Annotated in this window: 1 protein-coding gene; it reads right to left on the bottom strand. The window is 47.7% G+C overall.

Going from position 1 to position 19,606, the window contains the following annotated elements; all coding sequences use genetic code 11:
• Window positions 1–52 precede the first annotated feature (52 nt).
• Window positions 53–19,516: a tyrocidine non-ribosomal peptide synthetase TycC gene (gene tycC, locus HP398_RS03170; protein WP_173621804.1), complete on the bottom strand. Its 19,464-nt coding sequence runs from the start codon at window positions 19,514–19,516 to the stop codon at window positions 53–55.
• Window positions 19,517–19,606 lie beyond the last annotated feature (90 nt).

The following is a 19,606-nucleotide window of genomic DNA, read 5'->3' as shown; positions in this document are numbered from 1 at the left end:
AACTCCCCTTGGAAAACGTGTTCCCAAGGGGAATCATCACAAAGCCGCGACCTTATTTCAGAATGAACAGCTCTTGCAGGATGTCTCGGAGGATGGAGGCATTCATAGACACGTAATTTCCTCCCAGCATTCTGGAGTGGATTCCGTACCCTTCGTACGTCATCAGTCGTTTCGTAGCCTGTGCCCAAGCGGCTTCATTCCATTTGACTGCGACTAGATCTTCCTCGCCCGATTCCAGCTCTGATTGAATGAGATGGATCGCTGCGTTCGTTGCACCCGTATTGATCAGTTGATTGTGGTGCATGACGTAGCTGACCGTTTTTCGAATGAAGCTTTGCTTGACGAATTCATTGGCAGCGTACAAATTGAAGTCTTCTTGTGTCATGTTGAACATCTCGATGTTTTCTCCAATTTCGGCAAATAACTGGGCAATGTCACTCTCTGTTTCCGCCAGAGTCCTTTCCATCACCTTGTCTTTCCAGTATGAATCGAACAAGATGAGGTCGGTCACGACATATCCTTGGTTTTCCAGTTCTTTTGCAACATCAAACGCCAGATTGCCTCCTGATGAATATCCCATGAGCGTATACGGACCTTTTGGATCAATCGCCACGATGGCTTCGATGTACTGCTCAAGTCGATTGTCTTCTTCGATAAAATCAAAGCTGTGCAGGGAAACGCCCTTGATTTCATCAGCAAGCTTCTGGTAATAGACGCTCTGGGCACCAATTGGCGTAAAGCAGAATACCTTTCTAGCCGTCTCTTCATTTAAGAGAATGGCTCTTCCGGAGTTGCCCTCAAAGTTCTTGTTCGTGATGAAATCCGCTACCTTCTCAATGGTTGGATGCTGGAAAATGAGGTTCAACGGCAGTTCAATCTGCATGTACTCATACACCTTTGCAACCAGCAGCGTTGCTTTCAAGGAATGTCCACCCAGTTCAAAGAAATGGTCAGTGATGCCGATCGGTTCGATTCCCAAAACTTCCTGCCAAATGGATGCCAATTGATGCTCAGTCGCAGTTCTTGGTGCCACGAACTCACGTGTGGTCGCATCTGATGACTGTGGCTTCGGTAACGCTTTGCGATCCACTTTTCCATTGGCCGAAAGCGGCAGTTGATCCAACTGGACAAAATAGCTTGGAACCATGTACGCAGGCAGTTCCTTCGCCAGATGCCTTCTCAGCTCAGAAACGGATACCTCTGCTGCTGGAACAAGATACGCGCAAAGATACTGTCCGGCCGTTACGTCATCCTCATGCACAACCACCACTGCTTGATCGATGCCATTGTAAGCAAGTATGGTGCTCTCGATTTCCCCTATCTCGATGCGGTACCCTCTCACCTTCACCTGTTCGTCAGCCCTACCGATATAATCGATCGTGCCATCTGTCCGCCATTTCACCAAGTCACCTGTTTTGTACATGAGCTCTCCTGGCACAAACGGATTCGGAACGAACTTCTCTTGTGTGAGCTCTGATTTATTCAAATAACCTCTTGCAAGTCCGGGTCCTCCGATGCATAGCTCTCCCACTACGCCGATCGGTTGCAAGTGATGTTGTGTATCTACGATGTAAACCTGTACATTGGCTAGCGGTCGCCCAATCGTGATGTCTTGCCCTGCTTCGATCGAACGAGAGATGGTAGTGACGACGCTGTTTTCGGTCGGACCGTATTCATTGTTGATCTCGATTGCTGGATGTTTTTCTTTCGTTTTTTGCACAAGCTGCGCAGGTAGTTTCTCGCCTCCCAATGTTACGCAACGCAGAGGAGTGAAATCTGCAGCAGTTGAGCAATCCAGAATCGCTTGGAACAGACTCGGTACACCGTAATAATGTGTGACTCCCGTTGAGGCAATCAGCTTTTTCAGCGCTACTGGATCTTTGGCTTCTTCCTCTCTCGGCAAGACGCAACTAGCACCACCGAGAAGCGGAGCGAACAAGCTGGCTACAAACCCATCGAAGGCAAAAGAGAATACCTGCAACGCCTTGTCACCCGGTCCGAATCCATACTCATCTCTTCTCCACTGCAAGCAATTGACGATTCCCTGATGTGGAATCATGACGCCCTTCGGCTTACCGGTCGTCCCCGATGTATAGATCACATAGGCGAGATCAGTGGGTTGATTGAGTGATGCGAGATTGGCGCCATCCATCTCGACATCATGCTCTGCGTTCAGATCGAGCCAATCAAGCCCGCTCGACACGCGAGACAATAGTTCTGACAGATGAGACTGGCAGAGAAGCAGTGCTGCGTCGCTATCCTCCAGCAAGTACTGAATGCGTTCTTGCGGATACGCCGGATCGATCGGAACATACGCACCGCCTGCCTTTAAAATACCAAGGATGCCAATGATCATCTCTGGTGAACGCTCCGCCATGACTGCTACAAGACGATCAGGTCCAATTCCTTTGGTGCGCAGAACTCTTGCCAGTCTGTTGGCTCGTTCATTGAGCTCGCTGTACGTCAGTGACAGACCGTTAAAGAGAATAGCTTCCTGATCTGGCGTCTTCGCAACTTGCTCTTCGAATAATTGATGCAGCGTTTTGTCTTGTACATAGCTGACAGATGTATCATTGAAATGCTCGAAAATTTGCTGTTTCTCCTCCGCTCTGAGCATGTCGATTTCACTCAAGCGGATATGCGGATTTTGCACAACGATTTGGGCAATAGCCATGAAGTGATTGCTTAACCGTTCAATCGTCTCTCTCGTAAACAAGCTCGTGCTGTACTCCACGCCAATGCTAATCTCTTCACGCTCTTCTGTGGCAATCAGCGTCAAATCGAATTTGGAATGGTTGCCAGCCTGATCAGTCATGAAAGGAGCAAGTGTCAATCCGAGCAAATCGATGGAATCATCCGTGTTGTTCTGCACAGTAAACATAGTGTCAAAGAGCGGGTTTCTGCTTAAGTCTCGAGGAATGTCGAGTTTTTCCACCAGCTCCTCAAACGGATAATCCTGATGAGCGTAAGCGTCCAGTGCATTCTGCTTGACTTCCAGCAACAACTCGGTGAATGTTTTCCCAGCATGCGGCTTGTTTCTCATCGCCAATGTGTTTACAAACATACCGACGATTGGTTCCAATTCAGCATGGGATCTGCCTGTAATCGGCGTACCGACGATGATGTCCTCCTGCCCGGAATACTTGGAAAGCAGTACGTTGTACGTCGCAAGGAGCACCATGTACAGCGTCGTTCCCGTTTCTCGAGCCAGCTGGTTCAAGCCTTCCATGAGTTGTTTACCCGTTCCGATGGTAAACTGATCCCCTGCGAAATTTTGAATGCTTGGTCGGGTGAAATCCGTTTGCAGGTTTAGTACTGGAATTTCGTCTGCAAACACTTGTGCCCAGTGCTCTTCTTGCTTGTTGAAAGCATCGGATTGGAAAAGCTCCTGTTGCCATACGGAGAAGTCCTTGTACTGGATTCGCAGTTCTGGCAAAACGTCCCCTTGGTACAGCTGCACTAAATCTGTCAGGAGAATACCAGAAGATACACCGTCGGAAATGCTATGATGCATGTCGGTAAAGAGCACATGACGATCTTCTCCGATTTGCAGCAGACGGACGCGAAGCAACGGCGCTACTCCCAGATCGAATGGCTGAACGAGGGTTGAAAGGACCTCTTGTGCCTGGTCTTCTGTGATCGTTGTATACGAAACTTCAAAAGAAACTTCCTCGTGAACCTTCTGAACAGGTTCTCCATTTACAACGGCAAAAGACGTACGAAGACTCTCATGTCGCTCTATCAGCTGCTTGAACGCTGTCTCTAATCGTTCCGGTTCCAGCTTCCCTTCGATCAGCATGGTCGAAGGCATATTGTAGCTGATGCCGACTCCCTCAAATTGATGGAGGATATACATGCGCTTTTGAGCCGATGAAACAGGATAATACTCTTGCGCAGGTGCTGGTTGAATCGAAAGGACATATCCTCTTGCTGTCTCTTCGATGTGTGCAGCCAACTGTTGAATCGTCGGTTTTTCGAACAAAACACGAAGCGGAATATCGACTTGATATTCGTTATGCATGCTCGAAATCACACTCATCGCACGCAGGGAGTGACCGCCAATTGCAAAGAAATCATCCAGAATCCCTACTTGCTCCATATTCAGCACTTGCTCCCATACGCGGGCCAATTGCGCTTCCAACTCCGTACGAGGTGCTACATACTCCGTCGTTCTAAGCATGGATACATCTGGCGCCGGCAAGGAACGTCTGTCGATCTTCCCATTTGCGGTTAGAGGCAGCGCTTCAAGCGTTACGAAATACGATGGAATCATCGCTTGAGGCAAATCTTTTAGCAATTCCTGGCGTATTTGTGCTGTGTCGATCTCGTGCTCTGCCACCATGTACGCGCATAAATACTTTTCTTGTCTGTGATCCTCTCTTGCGATGACAACTGCTTCCAAGATTCCGTCCAGCTTGCGTAGCTGTGTCTCGATTTCGCCCAGCTCGATACGGACACCCCTGATTTTCACTTGATGATCGTTACGACCCAAGAATTCCACATTGCCATCCGCGCGCCACTTCGCCAAATCACCCGAACGATACAGCAGCTCACCTGGCGCGAAAGGATTCGGTACGAACTTCTCCAGTGTTAGATCAGGTCTGTTCAAATATCCGCGAGCGACCCCTGCTCCACCGATGCACAACTCACCCACGACTCCAACAGGCTGAAGATTCAATTGTTGATCCATCACATACATCTGCATATTCGGCAGCGGTTTTCCGATCGGTACCGTTCCCGAGCGAATGGATGAGACATCGGTTTCTTCGTAATAGCTGGAATCGATGCACGCCTCTGTTACCCCATAACTGTTAACAATGCGTAACGAATGGCTGAATCTCGTGAGCAAGGTCTTGAAGTCTTCTGCTGGACAACTGTCTGCTCCGAGAATCAGGAGCTGCATCTGACTGATGTCGAGCTTGTTTTCGTAAATGTAATGCATCAATGGCATGATCAAAGCTGGTGTCGCTTCGAAAATAGTGATTTCATACCGCTTGATAATTTCGTACAAGGAAGCAGGGTCCATTTTAACCTCATTCGGGCAAATGACCAGCTGCCCTCCTGTGAGCAATGCTCTGGCAAAATCGCCAGTCGATACGTCGAAGGCGAAGCTCGCCATTTGCAGCAAGCGAACCGGGAAGGTGTCCAAGTGATACTCATCCTGCCAGGCAAACGCGACATTCGCATAGCTCCGGTGTTCGATCACGACCCCTTTTGGCTTGCCAGTCGTACCAGAAGTATAAATGATGTAAGCCGCGTGTTCCGGCAGTGCCACAGGCTCTAGATTGCTCGCTTCTCCCTGATACAGCCCCTCTGCATCCAGATAGAGAGTCTCGTGAGGGAAAGCAAGCTGCGTATTCAACTTTTGCAAGGTAAGGAACAGCTTCGCATCGCTATCTTCCAAAATGAATGCTTGACGCTCCAATGGATAGTCTGGATCAATCGGAACGTAGGCGCCGCCGGCCTTCAAAATACCTAGCGTCCCTACTACCATGTGCAACGAGCGGTCTACCATGATGCCGACCGTGCTCTCTGGCTTGACTCCCTTTTGGCGCAAAACACGTGCGAGCTGGTTTGCTTTTTCATTTAACTCCCGATACGTTAGCTGTTCATCCTCGAAGATGACAGCTACCTGGTTCGGTGTTTTTTCGACCTGCTCTTCGAATAGCTCCTGGAATGTTTTATTCGTTGGATAAGCGGCTTTTGTTGCATTGAAATCATGCAGCATTTGTTCCATCTCATCTTTTGACAAAACACTGAACTCTGCCAGCTTGCTATCTGGATTCGCGATGATCGTCTTTAGGAGGTTGACGTAATGAGTTGCCATGCGATCAATCGATTCTTTTGCAAACAACTTCGTGCAATAGCTGAACTGCACGAGAAGCTCATCCTGTTGTTCCATCGCATCCAAAGCGATATCGAATTTCGCGATATTTCCATCTACCGGGTAAGGAGACATGTTGAGTCCTGCAATTTCTAATGCAGATGAGTCCGCAAGCCCCAGACTGAACATCGTATCGAACAGTGGATTTCGGCTTAGATCGCGCCGCACTTGCAGCTTATCTACGAGATGTTCAAACGGATAATCCTGATGTTCAAACGCATGTAGCGCATTTTGTCTCACGTCACCCAAAAACTCGCGGAAGGTCAGGTTGCCTCCTGCCACATTTTTCAAAGCAAGCGTGTTGACGAACATGCCGACGATTCGTTCCACATCTGCGTGGGATCGACCTGCAATCGGTGTGCCGACTACAATTTCTTCCTGTCCTGCGTATTTGGACAGCAGCACATTGTAGGCTGCCAAAAGCACCATGAACAGTGTGGAGCCTGTATTTGCAGCGAGTTGTCTTAATTCCACAAGCAATTCATTTCCTGTACCGATCGCTACTGTGTCGCCTTCGAAGCTTTGAACAGTAGGTCTTGGGAAGTCATTTGGCAAGTTGAGTAACGGGATCTCCCCTGCAAAGACATTCGCCCAATAATCCTCCTGTTTTTGGAAACGCTCAGACTGGGACAGTTTTGTTTGCCAAGCAGCAAAATCTTTATACTGAATGCGCATGTCAGGGAGCTGCTTTTCTTCGTACAAGCTCGCAAACTCCTTGGCGATGACTGCAAGCGATACACCATCCGAGATAATGTGGTGCATATCCATGAAGAACAAATGTCGTTCTGCTCCCAGTTTGATCAAGTCAACCCGGAACAACGGAGCCACTTCCAGATCAAACGGCTGGACCAACTCCTGAATGCGTTGCTCTACTTGGTCTTCTGTCGCCTCGGAAATACCGATGAGAAGTGCGACATCCTCATGTACTCGTTGTACGGGTTCCCCGTTTATCGAATGGAAGGATGTTCGCAAGGATTCGTGTCGTTTTACCAGTGTTCGAATCGCATGTTCAAAGCGTTCGTAATCCAGATGGCCATCTATTATCAGCACATTTGGCACGTTGTAGCTAATCCCGCTTCCTTCAAACTCATGCAGGATGTACATTCTTTTTTGTGCGAACGAGACTGGATAATAATCTGCTTGCTCTACTGGTTCAATGGTCTCGAACTGTTCAATCTCACTCGTGGTGATATACCCAGCCAGTTCATGGATCGTAGGAGATTCAAACAGTGCTTTTAACGGAAGCTCAACCTGAAATGCTTTGTGCACCTGCGTGATCACATTCATGGCTTTCAGGGAATGTCCGCCCAGTTCAAAGAAGTTGTCGTGAATACCTATCGCATGAATACCCAGTACCTCTTGCCAAATTTCAGCCAGCTTCGTCTCAGTCGCATTTTGTGGAGCGACATATGTGGAGCTTTGAACCCGATCACCAGTTGGTTCCGGCAATGCTCTTCGATCGAGCTTTCCGTTTGCAGTCAAAGGCAGTTTATCCATTTGGACATAGAAGGCTGGCACCATGTAGCCTGGCAATTCTTTGGAAATCGCTTCTCTCAACTCTGCTGCGTCGAGTTCCGTTTCTGGAACAAAGTAAGCGCAGAGAGCTTTTTGGCCGTTCGTATCATCCATCACCGTAACGACAGCTTCTTTTACCTTTGCCAGATTGGTGAGAACGGTCTCGATTTCCCCAAGCTCGATCCGATAGCCTCTGATCTTTACCTGTTGGTCGATACGTCCCAAATACTCAATTGTTCCATCCGCCTTCCATCTCGCCAAATCCCCTGTGCGGTACATGTTTTCACCAGAAACAAACGGATTCGGAACAAACTTCTCGGCAGTCAATTCTGGCTTGTTCAAATAACCTCTGGCTACCCCGTCTCCACCTACGCACAATTCACCCGGCACCCCAATTGGCTGCGGCTGATTGTAGCGATCCACGATATACGTAGTGGAGTTCGTGATCGGCTTCCCAATCGGAATATTGTCTTCGAATTCCTTCTCAATCAAATAGCATGTAGAGAAAGTAGTGTTCTCTGTCGGGCCATATCCGTTCCAAATTTCCAGAGCGGGATGGGCGCTGTTAACTTTGTTGATGTGTCTCGGAGACAGTGCTTCGCCACCGACGATTAACGCACGCAAGCCATCAAACATCTCCGGGTTATCTTGCGAAAGCTGGTTAAACAGTGGTGAAGTTAACCACATCGTTGTAATCCGATTCTCTCGCAGGAAGCTGCCTAGCTTCTCCGCATCCAACAGAACATCCTTGGTAACCAGGAACAAGCTAGCACCATGCAACAGAGCTCCGAAAATCTCAAACGTCATGGCGTCGAAGCCAATAGCGCCCGTTTGAATCATGCGATCTTCTTCGCGTACTTGAACGTAATTCGTATTTTTCACCAATCGGGTGACATTGCGATGCTCGACCATGACCCCTTTTGGTTTGCCCGTTGAACCCGACGTGTACATCACATAGGCCAAGTCTTTGGCATCATTGAAATTAGCTAGGTTGCTGGCATCTTCTTTCTCCAGGCTCTCGTCTTCCAAAATGATTGGAATGAGACCTTCTTCGACGAGATGCAACAGATGTCTTTGAACAAGGACAACCTTCACACCGCCATCTTCAAGCATGTAAGAAATGCGCTCGGATGGATGCTCTGGATCAATCCCCAGATAGGCGCCTCCCGCTTTGATGATCCCCATTATGCCTGTGATCATCTCGAGAGAACGATCTGCGATCAGTCCGACCACGGAATCCTTCCCGATTTCCTCACGGCGAAGAGCACTTGCGATCTGATTCGCTTTTTGATTCAGCTCCCGATACGTCAGCATCTGTTCGTTCATCACAACTGCAGTATGCTCGGGCGTTCTTTCCACTTGCTCCTCGAACAGCTCTTGAATCGTGCCTTCGCGAGGATATGCGGCAAACGTATTGTTGAATGCAACAGTTACAAGGTGTTTTTCTTCCTCACCGAGCAAGTTGATTTGACGCAACGCCGATGTTTGGTCTGCAATGACTCCTCGCAGCACCTGGAGGAAATGACCTGCCATTCTTTCAATCGTGTCTCTTTGGAACAATTTCGTGGAGTACACGAGACCAAAATGAATTCCTGTCTCATCTTCATGCGCTTCCAGTGTGAGATCGAATTTAGCGTTGCCTTGCTGCCCATCTCCGGAGTAGGCTTCAAATTTCAGCCCATCCAGCTCATAAGCTTTTTTGTCCAGGTTTTGCAAAATAAACATGGTGTCAAACAGCGGGTTTCTGCTGAGATCCCTCTGGATTTCCAGTTTTTCGACCAGTGCTTCAAACGGATAATCCTGGTGGGCGTATGCTTGCAGCGTATTCTGTTTGACATCTTCCAAAAATGCCTGGAACGATTTCGTTCCGTCAGGGTAGTTACGCAAAGCCAATGTATTGACAAACATCCCCAAGACTTTTTCTACATCCGCATGAGATCTGCCAGCGATCGGCGTTCCCACTACGATGTCTTCTTGGCCGCTGTATTTGGAAAGGAGCACATTGTAAGCCGCTAGCAAGACCATAAACAGCGTGGTTTGGTTCTCATGAGCGAGCTTGTATAAATCGTCCATCAGCGTTTTGTCTGTTTGGAACGAAATGCAATCTCCCTCAAAGCTTTGAACCATCGGACGAGAATAATCGGCAGGCAGATTCAGTACCGGAATGTCACCCGCGAAGGACTTCAACCAGTAGTTCTCGTGCTTTGTATAGATGTCTGTTTGGAACAGCTCAGTCTGCCAGACAGCAAAATCTTTGTATTGAACAGCAAGCTCTGGCAAATTTTCGTTCCGATACAGCTTCGAGAATTCTTCCATGATGATTCCGACAGAGACTCCATCCGAAATGATGTGATGCATATCCATCAGGAAGAGATGCCGCTTCTCTCCCAAGCAGAAGAGTCCGACCCTCAACAACGGAGCCTTCCCCAGATCAAATGCTTGCACAAATGATTCGATGGTTTGCTCGACTTGGTCTTCCGTCAAATCCTCATAGCGCACATCCAGTTCGACTGCCTCATGTACACGCTGAACAGGCTCGCCATTCACTGTGTGGAAGGATGTTCGCAACGATTCGTGTCGATTAACTAGCCCATGTATCGCGGTTTCAAAGCGTGCACGATCCAGATCGCCTTCGATATACATCACGCTTGGCATGTTATAGACTGTGCCGGTGCCTTCAAACTGGCGCAGGACAAACATCCTTTTTTGTGCAGAGGAAACAGGATAATACACTTGCAACGGTACAGGCTGAATCGGTACATGTGTGTCTTTTCCACTTGTCTCGATATACTGGGCCAATGCCTGGATGGTAGGTGTCGCAAAGAGTACTCTGAGTGGAACCTCGACTTGATACTCTCGATGGATCTGTGCGGCGAGCGACATGGCTTTCAAGGAATGCCCACCTAGCTGGAAGAAGTTGTCGAGAACACCAATGTCGTTTACCCCAAGCACACGTTCCCAAATCTCTACCAGACTGCTTTCCACAGGACTTGCTGGAGCCACATATTCTGCTCCCGTTACAGGTCTGCCTTCTGGTTTTGGCAAGGCTTTCCTGTCGATCTTTCCATTAGGCGTAAGCGGGAGAAGATCGAGCTGGACCAAGTGCGCAGGAATCATGTAAGACGGCAAGCTTTGAGACAGATACGACCACAGACTCGAGACTTCAAGCTTTTCTTCTGCCGTGTAATAAGCAGCAAGCGACGATTGGCCCTGTTGGTCCTCATGGACAATCACAACTGCCGAAGTCAGCTTTTCAAAGGAGAGCATAACCGACTCAATCTCGCCGATTTCAATCCGATATCCCCTTACTTTTACCTGTTCATCCAAGCGACCGACAAATTCAATCGTTCCGTCAGGGAGCCACTTTCCTAGATCGCCAGTCTTGTACATGCGATCGCCTTCCAAATAAGGATGGGAAACGAACTTCTCTGCTGTGAGTTCCGGCTTGTTCCAATATCCACGTGCCAAACCGTGGCCACCGATGCAAATTTCCCCGACGACGCCGATTGGCTGTAGCTGATGGAATTTGTCCACGATATAGATGCTGGTATTAGCAATGGGACGTCCGATCGTTATCGCAGAATCCAGTTGCGAAATTCGCTGCCAGGTGGCGACGACGCTGCTTTCAGTCGGACCGTATTCATTGACGATGACCAATTGCGGATTGTGCTGATTGCTCTTCTCAACGAGCTGAGCAGATACTTTTTCGCCCCCAAGTGTGACTGTTTGTAGAGAACTGATATCCGCAGCAGAACTGCATTCCAATATAGCTTGGAACAAACTTGGCACGCATGTCATTTGGGTGCATCTCGCAGCTGCAATGAGGTTTCTGAGAGATACAGGGTCTTTGGCTTCATCATCCTCCGCCAAGACGACTGTTGAACCTGAAAGGATCGGTGTAAAGAAGGAAAGAACAAAGGCATCAAACGCAAAGGATAGGGGCACCAGACTTCTATCATCGACGCTAAACTGATACTCCTCTTTCTTCCACAACACGCTGTTGACAATGCCACGATGCTCGATCATTACTCCTTTTGGCTTGCCTGTTGTCCCTGATGTATAGATGACATAAGCCAAATCGGAAGTGGTTTGAATCGGCTCGAGATTCGAACGATTGGGAGAATAGTTCTTCTCCTCCTCCAGGTACAAGCATTCCACGCTCACACTAGAAGCTAGCTTAGCTCCAAGATGTTTTTGGGTAAGCACGAGACGGGCTTCGCAATCCTCCAGCATGTAGGCTACACGATCTTCCGGATATTCAGGATCGATCGGCACGTAGGCTCCACCTGCTTTCAAAATGGCCATGATTCCCACAACCATTTCCACAGAACGGTTTGCCATGATTCCTACGAACTGGTTAGCCTTTACTCCCCGTTCACGCAAGGTAACGGCAAGCTGATTTGCTCGCTCATTCAATTCGTGATAGGACATCTGCTTATCGCCGATTTCCACCGCAGCAACCTGTGGTGTTTTTTCCACTTGCTCTTCAAATAGCTCATGGAGTGTCTTGTTCTGCGGATATTCCTTATGCGTATGGTTGAATTCTACTAACAAGCGATGCTTTTCTTCATCGGAAAGCATCGTGATTTCAGACAAGGTAATGGCTTGTTGCTCAATAACGGCATGAAGGATTCGGATGAAATGTGCCGCTATTTTTTCAATCGTTTTTCGTGTAAACAATTTGGTGCAGTAATCAAGACTAAAGACAATCTCCTCATCTTCTTCATACGCCTCTAATGACAGATCAAACTTGGCCTGATTCACTTCTGCCATATAAGGTGTAAACGTCAGTTGCTCCATTTCGAACGGCTTTTGATCCATATTTTGCAAGATAAATACGGTGTCAAACAAAGGATTGCGGCTCAGATCCCGTTGAATGTTCAGCTTATCGATCAGCTCATCCAGTGGGTAATCCTGATTCTCAAAGGCTTTCAGCGTATTGTTTTTCACTTCTGCCAAAAAGCTAAGGAAGGTCTTATCCCCCACAGGCTCGTTTCGCAAAGCCAGTGTATTGACAAACATACCGATGATCGAATCCGTTTCTGCATGGGACCTGCCAGCAGTAGGCGCACCGACAATAATGTCCTCTTGTCCAGCGTATTTGGAGAGAAGTACATTGTAGGCAGCCAAGAGAACCATGTAGAGCGTAGCTCCTGTACCATGGGCAAGTCGATTCAATTCTTTTTTCAAAAGGGCACCAGAGCTGAAAACAAATCGCTCACCCTCGAAGCTTTTCACAGTAGGTCTCGGATAATCCGTTGCAAGATTCAATACAGGAATTTCTCCCGTAAAAGTATCGATCCAATAGGCTTCCTGCGCAGCAAACTCTTCTCTCTCGAACCATTGATTCTGCCAATGGGCAAAGTCCTTGTACTGAATGCTCAGTTCTGGCAGCTCTTCCCCGTGGTAAAGCTGAGCAAGCTCTTGAACAAGAATGCCAATAGATACACCATCCACCACAATATGGTGCAAATCCAGCATGAAAAGATGGCGTTCCGGATTCAGTTTGACCAGTCCAGCGCGAATCAGAGGAGCTTTTTCCAAATCAAACGGTTGAATAAATTGCTCGACGATTTGTTTAAGCTCTCCCTCTGTTGACTCCATCAACGAGATTTCCAGCTCGACATCTTCATGTACACGCTGAACAGTCTCTCCTTTCATGGAGTGGAACGAGGTACGCAGAGATTCATGACGTCTCACCAGACTCTTGAGCGCTTGCTGCAAACGCGCTGTATCCAGCTTGCCATCGATGTACAGGATGCCCGGCATGTTGTAGCTGATGCCTGCACCTTCCATTTGTCGGAGAATAAACATTCTCTTTTGTGCAGAAGACACCGAGTAATACTCCTGCTTTTGGACAGGTTCAATCGTCGTATACTTGCCTTTGCTAGCAGTCGCGATGTATAACGACAAGTCAGCGATCGTAGGCGATTCAAACAGTGTTTTCAACGGCACATCTACTTGAAGGGTGCGATGGATCAAAGAGATGACGTTCATCGCCTTCAAAGAGTGTCCGCCCAACTCGAAGAAATGATCGTGGATCCCGATTTCGTTCACGCCAAGTACACTTTGCCAAATATCTGCGAGCGTGGCTTCCACTTCATTGCGCGGCGCTACATACACGGTTTCAGATGAAGATGCTCCCTCAGGTTGAGGCAATGCTTTGCGATCTACCTTGCCATTTGCCGTGAGCGGCAGCTTCTCCAAATAAACAAAATAAGAAGGAACCATATAAGATGGCAAATGGGAAGCCATGTAAGCTCTCAGGTCGGCTGTCTTGATTTCCTGATCGGAAACGATATAGGCGTACAAGTTGTTTTGCCCTTTTTCATCTGGACGAGCAAGGACAATGGCCGTTTTTATCCATTCATGCTGCAAAAGCCTTGCTTCGATCTCACCCAGTTCGATCCGGTGGCCTCTGATTTTGACCTGATGGTCGATGCGTCCGAGATATTCCACGTTGCCGCAGGCTAGGTACCTGACCATGTCGCCAGTACGGTACATCCTGCTATCCGGTTCAAACGGATTGTCAATGAAGCTGGCTGCTGTCAGTTCTTCACGATTCCAGTAGCCGCGGGCCAAACCATCGCCAGCAATGCACAGTTCCCCTGCAACCCCTACAGGCTGGAGCTGGTTGCTCGCATTTACGACGTACAAACGGACGTTATCAATCGGTTTGCCAATGGGAATCACTCCATACTCCGGCAAACGAGGGCAAATCCAGTATGTCGCATCAATCGTGGACTCAGTTGGGCCATAGAGGTTAATCAACTGTGCCGTTTGAGTCTCGTAAAAGCGCGAAACAAGTGCAGGTGTCAATGCTTCTCCACCGCAGAAAACGCGTTGCAAGCTCGTGCAAGAGCTCCATGCCGGTTCGGTCATGATCAGGTCCAGCAAGGAAGGAACCATCTGTAATGTCGTGATCTTCTCCTCACTGATCATGCGAGTCATGTACTCGATGTCACGATGTCCGTCTGGCTTTGCAAGGACCAGGCGTCCCCCTGTGATCAGTGGCAAATAAAATTCCCATACGGAAGCATCGAAGGAAAACGGCGTTTTTTGCAAGACAGCATCCTCTGTAGTCAGTGGGAAGGCATTCTTCATCCAAAGCATGTGATTGCAAATCGCTTGATGCGCGATCATAACCCCTTTGGGATTTCCGGTCGATCCAGATGTATAGATGACATAGGCCAAGTCATCCCGGCCAGAGACATGGTCAAGATTGGTGTCGTCACCTGCATAAATCGCTTCATCATCTACGTCGATGATTTCTCCTGCATACTCTACTGTTTCTTTCAAATGACGCTGTGTCAGTAGAATCGGAGCTTTGCTGTCGCTGAGCATGTATTGGATTCTTTCTGGCGGGTAAGTAGGATCAATTGGCGTATACGCGCCACCTGCTTTTAACACGGCCAACATGCTCACAACCATCCCGATAGAACGGTCTACCATAATTCCGATCAACGTATCTGGTTGCGTTCCTTTACTCCGCAGCAAACGAGCTACTTGATTGGCTCGGGCGTTCAACTGTCGATAGGTCAAGGTGTATCCGTCATAGGCTACAGCTACTTGATCTGGCGTAAGCAATACTTGCTCTTCAAACAATTGGTGCAAAACCTGATCAGCGGAACGTTCGACAAAAGTATCGTTGACATTCAGCATGAGAGCACGTTTTTCTGCTTCTGTCATCATGTCGATTTCTGCTAACTTGGCATTCGGTTGTGCACTAAGGGTACGCAGGATTTCCAGATAATGATGGGCCATTCTTTGGATGGTTTCTTTCTTGAATAGCTTCGTTCCAAATGCGAATTGGAATTGAATGTCAGATTGCGATTCACTCGCATTCAAAGCAAGATCGAACTTTGAAATTTTGTTAAATATCTCATACGGAGCTGCTGTCAGTTGCTCGATTTCCAGCGATTGCTGATTCGCATTTTCTAAAGAAAACATGGTGTCAAACAAAGGATTTCGGCTAATGTCACGTTGAATGGCCAGCTTTTCCACCAGCTCTTCAAATGGATAATCCTGATTGTCATAGGCCGCTAGCGCATTTTGTTTCACTTCTTGCAAGAAGTGGGTAAAGGTTTTGTCGCTCGCAGGATGATTTCTCATCGCCAACGTATTCACAAAGATCCCCATGATGTTTTCCACATCGGCATGAGAACGACCAGCGACAGGCGTACCCACAATGATATCCTCTTGGCCGGAATACTTAGACAGCAGTACATGGTAAGCCGCGAGCAAGACCATATACAGGGTTGTACCCGTATCTGCTGCTACCTTGCGCAAACGCTCGGTCAATTCTTTTCCTGTATCAAAAAGAACAAGATCCCCTTCAAAGCTTTGAATGGTTGGACGCGGATAATCAGTCGGCAGATTGAGCAAAGGAATTTCATCAGCAAACGTATTCAACCAGTGGAGCTCCTGCTTCTTGTACACGTCCGTCTGGAACAGCTCATTTTGCCAGGCAGCGAAATCCTTGTATTGGAGAGGAAGAGGCTGCAAGGCTTCCCCTTGGTACAACTTGGCAAATTCACTCAGCAAAATTTGGGATGAAACACCGTCCGAGATGATATGGTGCATGTCGAGCAGGAACAAATGACGGTCTTTGCCCAACTTGACCAAGCCTGTTCGAATCAACGGAGCGGTTCCGAGATCAAATGGACGGACAAAATCGCGCATGATCTGCTCCGCCTGGTCTTCCGTTGACTTCAGCATCAGGGTTGGTACTTCTACCTCATCATGCACTTTTTGTACAGGCTCACCATCGATACGGTGGAAGGAGGTGCGCAAGGCTTCATGGCGCTCCGCCAGTCGTTGGACCGTGCTAGCAAAACGATTGTAATCCAGCTTTCCTTCCAGCAACATTGCTCCCGAAATGTTATAGCTGATGCCACTTCCTTCAAATTGCTGAAGGATGTACATTCTTTTTTGAGCAGAAGATACGGGATAAAATTCTTTTACCTCAACCGGTTGAATGGCTGTGTACTTGCTTTTCCCCGATTTCGAGATAAAAGCAGCGAGCTGAGATACGGTCGGATTCTCGAACAGTGCCTTTACTGGCAAATCCACTTCCAACGCTTTAGAGACTTGAAAGATGACTGTCATAGCCTTCAGTGAATGTCCGCCCAAATCAAAGAAATGATCGTGAACGCCTACTCGGCTAACCCCCAGGGCCTGCTGCCAAATTTCAGCCAATTTTGTTTCCGTTTCATTCTGAGGAGCAACGTACGCTGTTCCCGTTACAACTGCACCGTCAGGCTTCGGCAATTTCTTCCGCTCTACTTTTCCATTGGCTGTCAGCGGAATTTCCTCCAAACGGACAAAGAAGGACGGGATCATGTAGGAAGGAAGTGTACTTCCCAGATGCTCTCTCAATTCCGATACGGTCAACTCCTGCTCGGAAACAATGTAGGCATACAGCACATTTTGACCACTGTCATCCTTCTCAGCAATGACGACGGCTTCCTTGATCCATTCATGCTGCGTCAAACGCGTCTCAATTTCGCCCATCTCAATCCTATGCCCACGAATTTTGACTTGATGGTCGATTCTTCCCAAGTATTCCATATTGCCGTCGGGCAGCCATTTCGCCAGATCGCCTGTTCGATACATTTTGGTCCCCGGACGGAACGGATTATCGATGAACTTTTCCTGAGTCAGATCTGGTCTATTAAAATATCCTTTGGCTACGCCATCTCCAGATATATACATCTCGCCAATGGAGCCAACGGGTATTGGCTGCATAGAGGAATCGAGCAAATAAAGCTGGACGTTGTCTGCAGGGACTCCGATTGGTACCGATTCTTGGATGGTTTTTTTAGGGTCATACAAATAAATCATGCAGCCCACAACCGTTTCGGTAGGTCCATACTCATTGAAAATCTTGACATTCTGTCCAAAGTTCTCATAGATTCTCTTCGCCAATTGGGTTGGCAAGTTCTCACCACCGACAATAAAGCGTCGGATGCTGCTGTTTGTTCCATCTATTTCTTCAATCAGCTTCAAATGTGTTGGCGTCAGCTTGATGATTCCCACTTGATTATCTTGGATGATGTCTAAAATGACCTGTACTTTATCTGTTCCCCTGTAGACATAGATCGTATTGCCTGACAGAAGCGGCGTGAAGATCGAGGTGACAGTCAAATCAAACGAAATGGAAGAGTATAGCGGAAAGTCTACAGCTTCCCCTTGGACATACTCCTTGTTAGCCCACCATATGTAATTGACTAGACCTCGGTGGGTAATCATCGCGCCTTTTGGATTCCCCGTGGACCCGGAAGTATAAATCATGTACGCCAAATCGTCCGGTGTGCATGCTGTGTCAAGATCTGTACTGTCTCCTTCAAACATGGAAGGATTGTCTAGGTAGAGGATGTCACCTTCAAACTCGACTTTTTCTTGAAGATGAGACTGTGTCAAGAGAATCGTCGTCTGACTGTCATCCAGTAAATACTGAATTCTCTCTATCGGATACTCGGGATCAATCGGCAAATAGGCGCCGCCTGATTTTAGAACTGCCATAATAGCCACGATTAACTCGAGTGAATGCTCCGCCATAATGGAGACGATACTGCCTTGGGTAATTCCTTTCCCACGCAGAGCTCTGGCCAACTGGTTGGAACGCTCCTGAAGCTCCCGATAAGTAAAGCGATCTTCACCGCAAACAACCGCAACTTTCGAAGGCGTCTGTCTTGCTTGCTCCGCGATCAGCTCGAAAATCATTTTGTCGCTTGGATAATCGGCGGTCGTGTCGTTATACGCTACCAGCAATTGCTGTTTTTCCTCATCCGTGATGATTCCGATATCTTCAAGCAGTACATTCGGATTGTGAATGACCTGCTCTATGATCGTTTTCAAGTGCCCTTCTACTCGGTTCATGAATGACTCCTCATAAACCGCTGCATTATAGCTCAACTTCACATACATCTCATTCGAAGGTGCAACCGCGACTACAACGTTAAAATCATAGGAGGTCTGTTCTTCCCCATTTTCCACGTTGAATTGAAAGCCTAAGGAATCCTCGAGATCATTCAAACCACTATCCGGGTAATTTTCATACGTTACCAAATGATCGATTAACTCCTGCTTCAGTACCGTCTTGCTCTGAATTTCGTACAGCGGAGCGAAATCATACGAAGCAGAAGCCAAGGCTTGCTTCTGAACTGTTTTTAGCAGCCCACTAAAGGTTAGTTTTTTATTCGTTTGCACGCGGGTTGGAATCGTGTTAATGAACAATCCAACCATGCTCTCAATCCCCTGGATCCCTGGCGGACGACCTGACACAACCGAACCAAATACCACATCGTCCGAATTTTTGTACTTGCTCGCCAAAATACCCCAAAGAGATTGAAACACGCTGCTCATCGTAGCCTGATTCTGATTGGCAATCTGCATCAGCTGCTGAGTCTTCTCAGGTGCGACGGTGAAAAGATTCTCCACATGGACATAATGGCCATCTTCCGCTACATTCTTCTTTTTAGGGAAATCAGCCTGATGGTCATAGCCTTCCAGATAGTTCTGCCAGTAAGTAAGTGCTTCTTCTTTGTTTTGCTTATCCAGCCATTTGATGTATTCGCTGTATGGTTTGGTCGCTTCCCGCGAAACAGCCTCGCCTTTACGAATTGCGGCATAGTACCCGAGTAGCTTATGGAGCAACACGCCCAAAGACCAACCGTCGACGATGATATGGTGGAATGCCCAAACGAACTGATATTGGTTCTCCCCCGTTTGGAAAATGGCTGCTTTCATCAAGACGTCTTTCGTCAGCTCAAATGTATGATGCTGGCTGGTATACGCTTTTATGTATTCGTTCTGATCATCTATTGGCAAATGCGCAATGTTTTCGAAATGAACGGTAACTTTTCTCTCTTTAAAAACAACCTGTCGAGGTCGCTGCAGATTTTGATAAACAAACACAGTGCGCAAAACCTCATTGTTCTCTACGAGCTTGTTCATGCTCTCTTCAAAAATGGGCAGGTGAAAATCACCTTGGAGCTTTGCGGACATCTGCAGGCAGTAGGCGCTGCTGTCCGTATCTTTGACAGCATGAAACAACATACCCTCTTGCAATGGGGTTAACGGGTAAATTTTTGCAATATTCTCTTGCTTATTCATTCTGCACCTCAACTCTGTGATTTATCGATTTATAGAGGGTTCCTCCAATAAAAGCGAAATGACACAGCTTTTATTGGAGGAATAGCATTT

Origin of the sequence: Brevibacillus sp. HB1.4B, assembly GCF_013284285.1 — a bacterium.
GTDB classification, from domain to species: domain Bacteria; phylum Bacillota; class Bacilli; order Brevibacillales; family Brevibacillaceae; genus Brevibacillus; species Brevibacillus porteri.
The sequence above is the reverse complement of the archived record's forward strand: the minus strand, read 5'-3'. Positions and strand labels throughout refer to the sequence as shown.